Origin of the sequence: uncultured Polaribacter sp. (genome assembly GCF_947503855.1) — a bacterium.
Lineage (GTDB): Bacteria > Bacteroidota > Bacteroidia > Flavobacteriales > Flavobacteriaceae > Polaribacter.
This window is the reverse complement of record NZ_CANNFF010000007.1, coordinates 166,612-180,681: the sequence shown is the minus strand read 5'-3', so window position 1 is coordinate 180,681 and position 14,070 is coordinate 166,612. Positions and strand designations below refer to the sequence as shown.

The 14,070-nt window shown below is 31.0% G+C and carries 8 protein-coding genes and 1 tRNA gene; 1 reads left to right on the top strand and 8 read right to left on the bottom strand.

The window, feature by feature from the left end; genetic code table 11:
* Window positions 1-20: 20 nt before the first annotated feature.
* The 4 genes from Q0662_RS07920 to Q0662_RS07905 form a co-directional block, all read right to left on the bottom strand.
* Window positions 21-1,550 carry a hypothetical protein gene (locus Q0662_RS07920; RefSeq protein ID WP_298948543.1) on the bottom strand — a complete coding sequence of 510 codons (1,530 nt, stop codon included), beginning with the start codon at window positions 1,548-1,550 and terminating at the stop codon, window positions 21-23.
* Window positions 1,550-1,813 carry a helix-turn-helix domain-containing protein gene (locus Q0662_RS07915; RefSeq protein ID WP_298948540.1) on the bottom strand — a complete coding sequence of 88 codons (264 nt, stop codon included), beginning with the start codon at window positions 1,811-1,813 and terminating at the stop codon, window positions 1,550-1,552. The genes Q0662_RS07920 and Q0662_RS07915 overlap by 1 nt, the downstream gene beginning before the upstream one ends.
* A 207-nt stretch (window positions 1,814-2,020) precedes the next feature.
* Window positions 2,021-3,271 (bottom strand): site-specific integrase, encoded by a 1,251-nt coding sequence (locus Q0662_RS07910; RefSeq protein WP_298948538.1) that lies wholly within the window; start codon window positions 3,269-3,271, stop codon window positions 2,021-2,023.
* Window positions 3,272-3,512: 241 nt separating this feature from the next.
* Window positions 3,513-3,597: transfer RNA gene (locus Q0662_RS07905), tRNA-Ser, on the bottom strand.
* Between the two features lie 239 nt (window positions 3,598-3,836).
* Between Q0662_RS07905 and aroC the strand changes: the two genes are divergently transcribed.
* A complete protein-coding gene (aroC, locus tag Q0662_RS07900) occupies window positions 3,837-4,901 on the top strand; it encodes a chorismate synthase (RefSeq protein WP_298948536.1) in 1,065 nt (354 codons plus the stop codon).
* A gap of 61 nt (window positions 4,902-4,962) precedes the next feature.
* Here aroC and Q0662_RS07895 read toward each other — a convergent pair whose 3' ends face one another.
* The 4 genes from Q0662_RS07895 to rpoC all read right to left on the bottom strand — a co-directional run bounded on the left by Q0662_RS07895 (window position 4,963) and on the right by rpoC (window position 13,967).
* The gene (locus Q0662_RS07895) at window positions 4,963-5,985 is read right to left on the bottom strand and encodes a phytase (RefSeq protein WP_298948601.1); all 1,023 of its coding nucleotides are present in this window, start codon (window positions 5,983-5,985) and stop codon (window positions 4,963-4,965) included.
* Between the two features lie 13 nt (window positions 5,986-5,998).
* A complete protein-coding gene (locus Q0662_RS07890; RefSeq protein WP_298948533.1) occupies window positions 5,999-8,854 on the bottom strand; it encodes a TonB-dependent receptor in 2,856 nt (951 codons plus the stop codon).
* Between the two features lie 307 nt (window positions 8,855-9,161).
* Window positions 9,162-9,473 (bottom strand): DUF3467 domain-containing protein, encoded by a 312-nt coding sequence (locus tag Q0662_RS07885; protein WP_298948531.1) that lies wholly within the window; start codon window positions 9,471-9,473, stop codon window positions 9,162-9,164.
* 219 nt (window positions 9,474-9,692) lie between these two features.
* On the bottom strand, window positions 9,693-13,967 hold the full coding sequence (rpoC, locus tag Q0662_RS07880; protein WP_298948528.1) for a DNA-directed RNA polymerase subunit beta': 4,275 nt from the start codon (window positions 13,965-13,967) through the stop codon (window positions 9,693-9,695).
* Window positions 13,968-14,070 lie beyond the last annotated feature (103 nt).

Here is a 14,070-nt window from a genome sequence, read left to right as displayed (position 1 = left end):
ATTGGGTTCTGCTGGGTTATTTATGCAACCACTTTTGCTTTTTCTTCCAAAGTTCCAAGATGCTTAACCATATTGCTTTTACACCATACCTCACGAGATAATTTAGGTTCGTGACCAATGGCTTTAGATAATTCCTCTTTCATTATCGCCTCAACAACATCTACATATTCTTCTGTAGTAGAAATACTATCGTGTATTGTGTAAATTGGTGCATCTGGATATTCTATGAATATACGCTTTGCTATAATATCTATCATTAAATAACTCTCAATACTTTGCAATAATCTTGGAAGTAGTGAGTTGTCTTTCTTCTTAATCTGTCTAAACACCTCATACACGTATGGAAACATCTCCTTAAACATTTTCTTCGGTTTCGCATCTTCCTGTCCTAAAAACCTGTTATCTGTAAACAGTACTTGGAATACTGCTGTTTTAACCTCTTTACGGTTTGCAAATGTTTCTCCCAATCGTTGACTAAACTGGTGTTCTAAAAACTCATAAAGTGTACCACTCACCACAAGATTTATATACTGACTAAACTCATTATTCATAAGGGTTTTATCAATATCTCCTAACATAATGTAAGAATCAGTATCGTGTACTTTTATATGTGATATATTTAATCTATCATCAATCCTACTACCAACCTCATAATTATTATCATTTATATTATTAAAAGAATAAGATAATGACTTTTTGGGCTCGTCAAACGTAATTGATAACTCTTTTGGTGCATTTGGCTCATTTTTTTGCTCAATCCAGAACGAGCGACTCAACAATATAGTGCTTAAATAGGGTTGGCTATTTTTAATATCAATCGAAATTAATTTTTGGCCATCATATGTTACTGCATTTCTAATGACGCTTCGCATATTAGTAAGGTTGGAATGGAAACGATATACATTATCATCGTGCAACAAATAATAATCTTGACGACTTATTTTTTCTGCGCTAATTTTTGCGTGGTTTAATTGGTCAATCGGTCTTTTATATTTGACTTCGACCTTACCATAGTTATTAACCTTTTTGGATTGCCACAAAGATTTGTTGTCTTTCTTCAACGCATATTCTTCGGCTAAAAACTTGTTGACGTAATCAATATCAATTTCTAATTTTTCATCAAACCATTTTGTTAGGTAGTTTAGATGCTTTACTGAAACTTCTCTATTGTTACGTTCAATTTTTAATTTCCTGTGAAATGTTTGGTCGCTAATAGAATGAATAGCTACTTCGCATCTATATTTTTCAGTAAGTCTAAACCCTTTTGATTTTGACCCAACAAAATATTGATTATCCGTTTCTATAATTTTTGCAACATTGATAAGATAATTTAAGTACTCTTTGTAATTAGAGATTTTGTCCTGTAAGATTTTTGCACTAATAGACACAAAATCATCATACATTAACTCTTTATTATAGAGTGTAAGCGCATTTATTAAATGAATAACATATAATAGCTTATCTCTTTTGTGCTTATATTTCTTAAAATTAGGAGGGTAATCATAAACAATTTGATCTATGTCTAAATTTTCTGGTATGTATAATCTCATTAAGCACTTTTGTTTTGGGTTAAAATTTTAACTACTTCGTCATACTCATAGTACATCGTTTTACCCATTTTAGTGTAAGGTAGTGTACCATTGATTCGTAAATTCTGCAACGTCCCTGGAGAGATATTTAATAGCTCACGTACGTCTGCCGATTTTAACCATTTTTTTTGCTCTGTCTTGCTTCCAATAATTGTTTTAAGTTCTGTAATGATTTCCTGTTTAAGAGTCTTTAAATCATCCTTTGTAATAAGTTCTAAATGCATAATCAATCAAATTGTATTAGAAGGTGTAAACACCTGATTTATATTGTGTTAATTTACGACATTTTGAGTGTTTCTTAAAACGAAGTTATTAACAGTTATAAACAAAAAGTGCAACTTATTCAAGAAGAAAAACCCTTGATTTGACAAGGGTTTTAATTGCATAAAACAAAAACTGTATCACTTTTTTTTATAGGATGTTTATATCTCCTAATTGGCTAATCGTTTGGATTCTTCCAGATTCGTTTTGTCTATAAACTTTTGTTTCAGAATAGCCATATCATCACTTACTTTTCTGTCCAATATTTTAGCATAATGTTGCGTCGTTTTTAAAGATTTATGACCTAACATTTTACTTACCGATTCCATTGGCACTCCATTGGAGAGTGTTACAGTAGTTGCAAATGTATGACGAGCTAAATGGGTGGTTAAGTTTTTATTGATACTACACAAGTCTGCTATCTCTTTTAAATAGGCATTAGACTTTTGATTGCTCAATACAGGAAGTAATACACCTTTTGTTACTGCCTCTGGATGGTTCTCGTATTTCTTGATGATTTCTAAAGCTGTTGGAAGTAGGGGGATATTACTGCGTGTATCTGTTTTAGTACGCTTTGTTTTAATCCATTTATCTCCATCAATTCCAAATACCAAATTGTCTTTTGAGAGCTTCTTAACGTCGCTATATGCCAAACCTGTAAAGCAACAGAATACAAATATATCTCGTACTTGTTCTAAACGAGCTGTGTGTAATTCTTTATCTAACATTGCTTGTATTTCTTCTTCAGAAAGAAATTGACGTTCTACTTCTTTTAAACGGACTTTATAATTGAGAAATGGGTCTTTTTTAATCCAATCGTTGGCTATAGCAATACGAACTATCTTTTTAAAATTCTTGATATACTTAATAGTACTGTTGTGTCCGCAGTTTCTAACGGTTTTTAAATAGAACTCAAAATCTGTAATATATTTGTGGTCTATTCTCTTTATGGATATATCACTCACTTTGTATTGATGTAGCATAAACTCTTGCAGATGTTTACATACTGTTTTATAGCGTTCTAAAGTTCCAGCTGAAAACTCTTTACCAACTAATTTTTCAACTTGCTTGTTGTGATTGTTAAAAATAGTTATGAGTGTTCTTTCCTTATCTTCAATACCTAAAAATTTATTTTTAAGCGTTTCGGTTGTAACAGCTTTATTGTCTTGAATTAAATCTCTTTGACTTTGATATACTTTTGTAGTAAGTGAATCTAAATAAGCATTTAGTTCTCGTATATCTTCTGTTCTTCCAATAGCTTTATTGGCTTGATTACTCCACTTGTTAATTTCAATAACACGTTTTGTGCTGATTTCTGTACGTTTACCATCTATAGTAATACGTAAGTAAATAGGGCATTTGCCCTGTGTATCTACCTTACTTTTCTTCAAGTAGTACAATAATCCAAATGTTTTGTTCATTCTGGTGACCTTTAAAATTATACATTAATTTACAAAATATTGAGGTCTTTAAAGTTGTTTAAATAGCTGATTTATAAACAGTTATTAACAAATTAGGTGACCTAAATAAGGTTTAAAAAAGGTCACCGAATAGGTCACCAACAGAATGGTTTTTAATACACTTTTTGATGTTTTGTAGAAACTAAAAAGTCCCATAAACATAGTGTTTACAGGACTTTGTTGGAAATTGAATAAATTTCAGCGGAGAAAGAGGGATTCGAACCCCCGGACCTGTTACAGTCAACAGTTTTCAAGACTGCCGCATTCGACCACTCTGCCATTTCTCCAGAAGCCTCATCAGGTATTCCCTGAATGCGGATGCAAATATAGAAAGGTTTTTTATTTCTTTAAAATAAAAAAGATGTTTTTTTTTACTTTTTTGAATATCATTTTTTAAAGAAGCTATCTATTTCAATATCAATGCTTATTTACAAATAAAAAATACTAGAAATCATTATTTAAAGAATAATTTTAAAGTTTTATCTATACATGTTATTATATTTGTATTTCTAAAATTTACTATAAAATGTCATTTAATTCTTTTGGAAATTTATTAAAAGTTACAACATATGGAGAATCTCATGGAACAGCTATTGGTGGTGTTATTGATGGATTTCCTGCTGGTTTAAAAATTGATTTTGAGGCTATACAAGAAGAACTAAACAGACGTAAACCTGGACAATCTAAAATTGTTACTCAACGTAAAGAACCAGATACTGTAGAATTTTTATCAGGAATTTTTGAAGGAAAAACAACAGGAACCTCTATTGGTTTTGTGATTAGAAATACAAATCAGAAATCTAAAGATTACAACCATAATACAAATGTATATAGACCTTCTCATGCTGATTTTACTTACGACCAAAAGTACGGTTTAAGAGATTATAGAGGTGGTGGTAGAAGTTCTGCTAGAGAGACTGCCAATTGGGTTGTAGCTGGTGCTTTGGCAAAACAATTGGTTGCTAGCATTAATATTAATGCCTTTACATCTTCTGTGGGCGATATTTTTATGGAAAAACCTTATCAGGAGGTAGATTTTTCTAAAACAGAAAGCAATATTGTACGTTGTCCAGATGAAGTCTCTGCTGAGAAAATGATTGCTAAAATTAAAGAAATTAGAAAAGCGGGAGATACTATTGGAGGAACTATAACTTGTGTAGCACAAAACGTTCCTGTTGGTTTAGGTGAGCCTATATTTCATAAATTACATGCCGCACTTGGCCAAGCAATGTTATCTATAAATGCTGTAAAAGGTTTTGAATTTGGTAGTGGGTTTTGTGGTGCAAAAATGAGAGGTTCTGAGCATAACGATATTTTTAATGCAGATGGTACTACACAATCCAATTTATCTGGAGGTGTACAAGGTGGAATTTCTAACGGAATGGATATTTACTTTAGAGTTGCTTTTAAACCTGTAGCTACTATTATGAGCTCTCAGCAAACCATCAATTCAGAAAATGAAGTTACAGAAATTACTGGTAAAGGAAGGCATGACCCTTGTGTTGTACCTAGAGCTGTACCGATTATAGAAGCAATGACCGCTTTGGTTTTAGCTGATTATTGGTTATTGAACAAAACAAGAAAAATTTAAAATATAAAAAAAGCGAAACTTAAAAGTTTCGCTTTTTTTTAAAAATAGAATTTTATCTAAACTATTCTATAATTTTACTAAAATTATAGAAGTAAAAGTTTTTATTATTATTCATAGATACAAACAAACCACTATCAAATGTTTTGTTTAACGCAACTGTAACTACCTCACATCCATCTGTCTCTAAAGTAGATAAATTTACAGCTTTTATAAACGTATTTGTATTTCTATCAAAAAGGTTAAATTGTCCTTTTTGTTGATCTGAGACAATTAAATAGCCAGCACCATTTTCTTGTTTTGCAATGGCAATTCCTTCTATATCTCTATAAAAATACTTAGCACCAAAACAACTAATTTCATCATTACCTTTTGATGGTTCTGCATAATATTTACGAATGCAATGCATTTCATCAGCATAATAAATAAAACCCATTTCAGCATCTACTGCAATTGCTTCGATTTCCTTTTGACCACTATACTTTCCAAATTTTCTTACTAGAGTAGATTTTAGAAGGCTATTTTCTGAGGTCAATTTATATTGATATAAATAGCCCTCTTTGGGTCCAGATTTTCTACCAACAATTATATAAAAAGAGGAATCTACTGCAGATTTATATATAGCTACACCCATTGGTAAATTATATTCAGGCTTTGTTGCATCTTCAAAAACAGGAAATCCACCATTATCTAAAGCTTTCATATCCGGAATAGAAAAAACTCTAATTTGTTGCTTTTCTCTTTCGGTAAATACTAAAATATCAGTATTTGTTGAATCATTTAATTTAAAACCATATTCTAAATCGACATTATTTGGTCTTTTTATATTTCTAATGGTTTTATCTTCAATAATTTTTCCTTGTAAATCAAAAGCATAAATAGCTCCGTTTGTTTCTTTATCTGTGCCAAAAACAATACTTTTTTCTGTGTCTGTTGGGTGAATCCAAATTGCAGGATCATCAGTGTCATTTAAAGTATTTTCTGTAATTACATCTGGTTTAATAACGGGTAACTTACTTTTGTTACCACAAGAAAGCAGTATAAAAGAACTTAAAAAACAGATGATTAATTTATGAATTGTTTTCATTATCAATTCTAAATTACTTTTTAAATAAATCATACTTTAGACCTAGTGTTATTCTTCTTCCATAATATTCCATTTGCATGGTTCTATCACTAACTCCTTGAAAATAACGTAAAGGTTGGTCTGTAATATTGTTTACATCTGCATAAATTCTTAAATTCTTATTGATGGTAAACGTAGTGTTAAAATCTAGAAAGAATTGCTTGTCATAATAACGATCTTCAAAAGCATTTCCTCCAATTTCATCTACATAAGAATCAGAGAAATTTGCTGAAAGTCTACCGCTAAAAAATTTATTAGTATACCCTAATGAACCATTAAACATATTAGGTGCTGTATTGGGTAAATCTAAATCATTTCTTTCATCTCCATCTTCATTTCTAATACCATTTGCGCTTGACGTTAAATAGGTATAATTAACATATAAGCTAAAGTTCTTTAAGAAACCTGGTAAAAAATCTAATTGTCTTTGTAGCGCAAACTCTAATCCAAAAATAGAAGCATCATCTCCATTTACTGGCCTTTTTGTATCAAAACCTGTTGTGTTTGCTCCAAGAGAATCATCTGTAGTTTGAGATACTAAAGGATAAATAAAGTTATCTATTTTTTTATAGAAAATACCACCTGATAAAATACCAACATTTTTAAAGTATTGCTCACCTAATAAATCAAAGTTCATAGATGTAGTTGGGTTTAAATCTGGATTTCCTATTTCTATTTCTGCATCTTCTCTTATGATGTTTCTAAAAGGAACCAAATCTATATAATTAGGTCTTGCAATAGTATTTGTCCAAGCAAAACGTACTGAATTGTTTTTAGTGAAATCATATTTTAAATGCACGCCTGGTAATATGTTTGTATATGAATTATTTTCTGTTGTTGATGTAACACCATCAAAATCTCCATTTACATCATAATTAACAATATTACCTGTAGTTTCTATTTTAGTGGTTTCTAATCGTAAACCTCCTAATAGTGTTAACTTGTCATTCAACTTATGAGTAACCATTACATATCCAGCAAATACATCTTCTTTTGCATCGTAATTTCCACCTAAAAATTCATCAACAACAGACTCTTTATCAAACAGAGACGCATTATTAAAATTAAGATCTCCTAAAAAAGCTGGATCTACATACTGACCTGCTGCATAGCTACTTCCTGCTAAAAAATTAGCATCTGTTTTATCTATTAATGGCAAAGCAGAAAAATCATCAAAAGTGGCATTTGTTGGGGCAAGCTCAAAAAAGTCATTATTTCTATCTTTACTTTTTGTTCTAATTCTTCCTCCAAATTTTAAAGATCCTTTTTTAGTTGGTAGTTTAAAATTAGCTACAAAATTTACATCATTTTCTTCTGTAAACTGATTTTCTTCTGTGATTTCTTTTAAAGAATATCTACTTAAAGTAGCATCAGTTGCAACACTTGGATTTATTACTGGAAATCTAGTATTATTTAAATTTACTTGTAAACGAATAGGGTCTCCTGCTGGATTTTCTTTTAACTCATATTCTATATATCTTTCGTTTAATCTTTCTTCTGAAGCTGCAGCTAAAGAACCAAACCAATCAAACTCCAATTTTCCAAATACATGCTTACCTCCCAACGTATAATTTTGCATACGTTGATCTTCTAATCTTGTATTTTTATTTCTATCATTATTTAAACCTCCTTTAGTTTGTCTTCTAATTTCACCTTGATAACCAATAATTTGATCAGTTCCTGAAGTAAATATTGGCTCAATACTTCTGTAGCGTAACCTATATCTATTCTCTCTATCATCTCTCCAATTGTACATTGTTTTTAAGTAGATGTTATTATTATCGTTAATCTGATAATCTAAATTTGCAGAAAAACTTCTACGAACACGTTGTACTAAATACGTTCTAATATCAGATTCTGCAATATATGGGCTAACAGTAATATCATTCCCTGTTAATGGGCTTACAGCTTGATCTATCCATTCTGCTTCAACATTATCAGAACCAAAATCGTTATCATTTACAGTTGCAGAAATCATCCAACCAAATTTTTTGTTTTTAGAACGATTTCCTACTAAAAATGAACCATTTAAGATTCTTTTATCGGTGATTGTGTTTAGACCAGAACCTGCAGTTGCAGATAATCTAAATCCTTGTGGAGCTGTTCTAGTAATTAAATTTACAGAACCACCTAAAGCATCAGCTTCCATATCTGGAGTAACTGCTTTATTAACTTGAATAGACTGAATCATATCAGATGGAATTAAGTCCATTTGAATATTTCTATTATCCCCTTCTGCTGAAGGGATTCTACTACCATTTAAAGTAACCGAGTTTAATTGAGGAGAAAGCCCTCTAATAATTATATTTCTAGCTTCTCCTTGGTCTACTTGCATTGTAATTCCAGGAATTCTTTTTACAGCATCTCCAATGTTAGCATCAGGAAATTTACCAATCTGATCTGTAGAAACAACATTGGTAATATTAATATTATTTTTCTGTTTATTTAAGGCTTTAGATTGACCACTTAAAGCGTATGTTTTTATTTGGATTTCATTTAATTCAATTCCTCCAGATTTTAATTGTAAACTTACTTTAGTTGTTTGGTTTTGCTTAACAATTATTGATTGTTCAACATCTTTATAACCCAAATAGGTAACTTTTAAAGTATAAGTACCTACTGGTACAGCTACAATAGTAAACTTACCATCAAAATTGGTAACATCACCTTTTTTGATAGCTTCTAAAGACACACTAGCACCTGGAACGTAAATTCCATTTTCATCGGTAATTAAACCTTGTATTGTGCCTGTTTGCGAAAATGTTTGGAATGCTGTTAAAGAAAGTACAGCAATAAATAAGAAAAGTCTTAAAGTATTCAATTGTTTCATTTTAGTTTAGTTATAATTTTCTCCAAAATTAGATGTAGAATAACTTTAACCGATTAATAAAATGAAAAGAAAACACTAAATAATAGTTTAAAAACAAGCTTAATTAACGTTTAACTAAATTATTTTTTACAATTTATTCAACATAAAACAGATAAATATCTAGTTAACAAAACATTACAACATATAAGTGTTTATTTGTTATTTATGACTAATATGTAACATAATACTACTTTAGTTTAATCTTTATAAATGATACGATTCAAAAAAACTATAAAAAAAAGCGAAACTTAAAAGTTTCGCTTTTTTATTAAGCTTGTCCTGTAGGTCCAAAATTCATGGGTATTGGTGGTTGTTCATAATCTTTTATCTCACCATGTGCTTGTTCAAATTTTCTAACATTATCAGCCAAAGCTTTGGTAAGTCTTTTAGCGTGTTGTGGTGTTAAAATAATTCTTGATTTCACTTTTGCTTTAGGTACACCTGGCATAATATTAATAAAATCTACAATAAATTCTGATACAGAATGATTGATGATTGCTAAGTTAGAATACGTACCTTCTGCAACCTCTTGATCTAACTCTATATTTAATTGGCCGTCTTTATTTTGATTTTCTTCCATTTATTCTATATTTAAATGTTAATTTGTTTACTTGTGTAATTTTCTCTTGTATTCTTAAAAACGAAATGTCATTACTACGAAAGCAGGAATCTAAAACTTTCATATTATGGATTCCTGCCTACGCAGGAATGACAAAAAAAAAGTTGAATTGAATAGTGTAATAAAATTACAGTAAACAATTCAACTTTTAAATATTTAAACGTTTACACGTTTTTTTTTTTAGAAACTTTGTTCTATCTCATCTTTGGGTCCTACAATAATTTTATCGTAAGATCTCATTCCTGTACCTGCTGGTATTTTCTTACCAACAATTACATTTTCTTTTAAGCCTTCTAAAGTATCTATTTTACCATTTACAGCTGCTTCGTTTAATACTTTTGTAGTTTCTTGGAAAGAAGCTGCAGAAATAAACGATTTGGTTTGTAATGATGCTCTAGTAATACCTTGTAAAACTTGTTCTGCAGTTGCAGGTCTAGCTTCTCTTGCTACTACTAAGTTCTGATCGTTTCTTCTTAATAAAGAATTTTCATCTCTTAATTGACGTGCAGAAATTATTTGACCTGGTTTTAAGTTTTCAGAATCACCCGCATCTTCAACAACTTTCATTCCGTAAATTGCATCATTTTCTTCGATAAAGTCGTTTTTATGAATTAATTGATTCTCTAAGAATAATGTATCTCCAGAATCTATAATTTTAACTTTACGCATCATTTGACGAACTACAACTTCGAAATGCTTGTCATTAATTTTTACACCTTGTAAACGATATACTTCTTGTATTTCATTTACTAAGTACTCTTGTACTGCAGAGGGTCCTTTAATTCTTAAAATATCAGAAGGTGTTGTTGCTCCATCAGATAATGGCATACCCGCTTTAATAAAGTCGTTTTCTTGAACTAAGATTTGGTTAGAAAGTTTTACTAAATACTTGCTAATTTCTCCTGTTTTAGATTCAACGATAATTTCTCTATTACCACGTTTAATTTTTCCGAAAGAAACTACACCATCAATTTCTGAAACTACAGATGGATTAGAAGGGTTACGTGCTTCAAATAATTCTGTTACACGTGGTAAACCTCCTGTAATATCACCTGCTTTACCAGATTTTCTAGGTATTTTTACTAATGTTTTACCACTTTCTACAGTGTCTCCGTCATTGACCATTAAATGTGCACCAACTGGTAAACTGTAAGATCGTAGGGCATTACCATCTTTATCTTCTATAATTAAAGAAGCTATAATTTTCTTATTCTTAGAATCTGTAATTACTTTCTCTTGGAAACCTGTTTGTTCGTCAATTTCTACAGCATAGTTCATACCTTGCTCTAAATTATCAAACTTCACTTTTCCAGAAAATTCTGAAACAATTACACCGTTAAATGGATCCCATTGTACAATTACATCTCCTTTTTTGATAGATTTTCTGTCTTTATCAAAAATGATAGAACCATAAGGAATAATATTAGTACTTAACGTGATTCCTGTTTTCTTGTCTATAATTTTAATTTCTGCTGTTCTAGAAATTACAATATCAACTTCATTTCCTTCGTTATTTTTACCTACAACAGTTCTTAAATCCTCTATAACAACTTTACCTTCAAATTTTGCGGTTAACTTATTATCTTCAGAAATGTTACCTGCAACCCCACCAACGTGGAATGTACGTAATGTTAACTGTGTACCTGGCTCTCCAATAGATTGTGCTGCAATTACACCAACTGCTTCACCAATTTGAACTTTATTAAGTGTAGATAAACTTTGTCCATAACATTTTGCACAAATCCCTTTAGAAGATTCACAACTTAATGGAGATCTTACTTCTACAGCATCTATACCAGATTTATCTACAGCTTCTGCTAATTGAGAAGTAATTCTCTGGTTAGCTTCTAATAAGATTTCGTCTGTAATTGGGTGATAAACATTGTTTAAAGAAACTCTACCTTCTATTCTGTCTGCTAAAGACTCTACAATTTCATCGTTTTTCTTTAAAGGAGCTACTTCTAAACCTCTTAATGTACCACAATCTTCTTCGTTAATTATAACGTCTTGAGATACATCTACCAGTCTACGTGTTAAGTAACCTGCATCTGCGGTTTTTAAAGCGGTATCTGCTAATCCTTTACGAGCACCGTGTGTAGAGATAAAGTATTCTAAGATTGATAAACCTTCTTTAAAGTTAGAAAGAATTGGGTTTTCAATAATTTCTCCACCACCTGCAGTAGATTTTTTAGGCTTTGCCATTAAACCACGCATACCAGTTAACTGACGTATTTGTTCTTTAGAACCCCTTGCACCAGAATCTAGCATCATATATACAGAGTTAAAACCTTGTTGGTCTTCTCTTAAGTTTTTCATGGATAATTCAGTTAATCTATTGTTGGTAGAACCCCAAACATCAATTACCTGATTGTAACGCTCTTTTTGCGTTAACATACCCATGTTATAATTTCCTACAATCATGTCTACCTCTTTGTTGGCTTCATCAATCATAGATTGTTTTTCTGCAGGAATAATAATATCTCCTAATGAGAATGATAAACCGCCTTCAAAGGCAAATTTATATCCCATATTTTTTATTTCATCTAAGAAAGCACCTGTTGTAGGAATATCTGTAGCTTTTAAAATTCCACCAATAATTCCTCTTAAGTTTTTCTTAGTTAATACCTCATTAATATATCCAGCTTCAGCAGGTACTTTTTCATTAAATAAAACTCTACCTACAGTAGTTTCTATAATTTTAGTTACTTGCTCTCCGTTTTCGTCTATATCTTGAGTTCTAACTTTTATACCAGCATTTAGGTCTACTTGTTGCTCGTTAAAAGCAATCGTTACTTCTTCTGGCGAATAGAATGTTAACCCTTCTCCTTTAATAGGAACATCTTTGGTTGACTTTCTTTCTTTAGTCATATAATATAACCCAAGTACCATATCTTGAGAAGGTACAGTTACTGGGGCGCCATTTGCCGGGTTTAAGATATTATGAGAAGCTAACATTAATAATTGTGCTTCTAAAATAGCTTCTGGTCCTAATGGTAAATGAACCGCCATTTGATCTCCATCAAAATCGGCATTAAATGCAGAACATGCTAATGGGTGTAATTGTATTGCTTTTCCTTCAATTAATTTTGGTTGAAAAGCTTGGATACCTAACCTGTGTAAAGTAGGAGCTCTATTTAATAAAACAGGATGTCCTTTAATTACATTTTCTAAAATATCCCAAACAACGGGTTCTTTTCTATCTATAATTTTCTTGGCAGATTTTACAGTTTTAACAATTCCTCTTTCTATTAATTTTCTAATTACGAAAGGTTTGTAAAGTTCTGCTGCCATATCTTTTGGCAATCCACATTCAGACAATTTCATTTCTGGCCCAACTACAATTACAGAACGTGCTGAATAATCTACACGTTTTCCTAATAAGTTTTGACGGAAACGACCTTGTTTACCTTTTAATGAATCTGATAAAGATTTTAATGGTCTGTTAGATTCTGTTTTTACTGCTGATGATTTACGTGTGTTATCAAATAATGAATCTACAGATTCTTGTAACATACGTTTTTCATTACGTAAAATAACTTCTGGAGCTTTTATTTCTACCAATCTTTTTAAACGATTGTTTCTAATAATTACTCTTCTATATAAATCATTTAAATCTGAGGTTGCAAAACGACCACCATCTAAAGGCACTAGAGGGCGTAATTCTGGTGGAATTACTGGTATTGCCTTCATGATCATCCACTCAGGATTGTTTTCTCTATTTTTTTGAGAATCTCTAAATGCTTCTACAACATTTAAACGTTTTAATGCTTCTGTTTTACGTTGTTTAGAAGTTTCTGTATTTGCTTTGTGTCTTAAATCGAAAGATAATTGGTCTAAATCGATTCTAGCCAATAAGTCTATTAAACACTCAGCACCCATTTTAGCAATAAATTTATTTGGGTCTGTGTCTTCTAAATATTGATTTTCTTGTGGTAATTCATCAACAATATCTAAGTATTCTTCTTCTGTTAAGAAATCCATTTTTTGTAATGGTTCTCCTTCTACATTTTTAGCAATACCTGGTTGAATTACAACATAACGTTCGTAATAGATAATCATATCTAACTTTTTAGATGGTAAACCTAAAAGGTATCCCATTTTGTTAGGTAATGATCTAAAGTACCAAATATGAGCTACAGGAACTACCAAGTTGATGTGCCCTACTCTATCTCTACGTACTTTCTTTTCGGTAACTTCTACCCCACATCTATCACAAACAATCCCTTTGTAACGAATTCTTTTGTATTTTCCACAAGCACACTCATAATCCTTTACAGGACCAAAAATACGCTCACAAAACAAACCATCTCTTTCTGGCTTGTGTGTACGGTAATTTATAGTTTCTGGTTTTAAAACTTCACCTTTAGAAACTTCTAATATTGCTTCTGGTGATGATAAACCAATTGAGATTTTATTAAACTTTTTTACAGTGTACTTTTCTTGTTTTCTTGCCATGTTCTTTTATATAGTTTTTGGTTTTTAGTTGTTAGTTTTTAGTTGTGACTCTCAAAATTCTAATTAAAGGATTGAAACCAATAACTAAGCACTAACAACTACC

Excerpts from the sequence above, each read along its gene's own strand:
- Q0662_RS07920 (WP_298948543.1), bottom strand. The coding sequence starts at position 1,550 with ATGAGATTATACATACCAGAAAATTTAGACATAGATCAAATTGTTTAT.
- Q0662_RS07915 (WP_298948540.1), bottom strand. The coding sequence starts at position 1,813 with ATGCATTTAGAACTTATTACAAAGGATGATTTAAAGACTCTTAAACAG.
- Q0662_RS07910 (WP_298948538.1), bottom strand. The coding sequence starts at position 3,271 with ATGAACAAAACATTTGGATTATTGTACTACTTGAAGAAAAGTAAGGTA.
- aroC (WP_298948536.1), top strand. The coding sequence starts at position 3,837 with ATGTCATTTAATTCTTTTGGAAATTTATTAAAAGTTACAACATATGGA.
- Q0662_RS07895 (WP_298948601.1), bottom strand. The coding sequence starts at position 5,985 with ATGAAAACAATTCATAAATTAATCATCTGTTTTTTAAGTTCTTTTATA.
- Q0662_RS07890 (WP_298948533.1), bottom strand. The coding sequence starts at position 8,854 with ATGAAACAATTGAATACTTTAAGACTTTTCTTATTTATTGCTGTACTT.
- Q0662_RS07885 (WP_298948531.1), bottom strand. The coding sequence starts at position 9,473 with ATGGAAGAAAATCAAAATAAAGACGGCCAATTAAATATAGAGTTAGAT.
- rpoC (WP_298948528.1), bottom strand. The coding sequence starts at position 13,967 with ATGGCAAGAAAACAAGAAAAGTACACTGTAAAAAAGTTTAATAAAATC.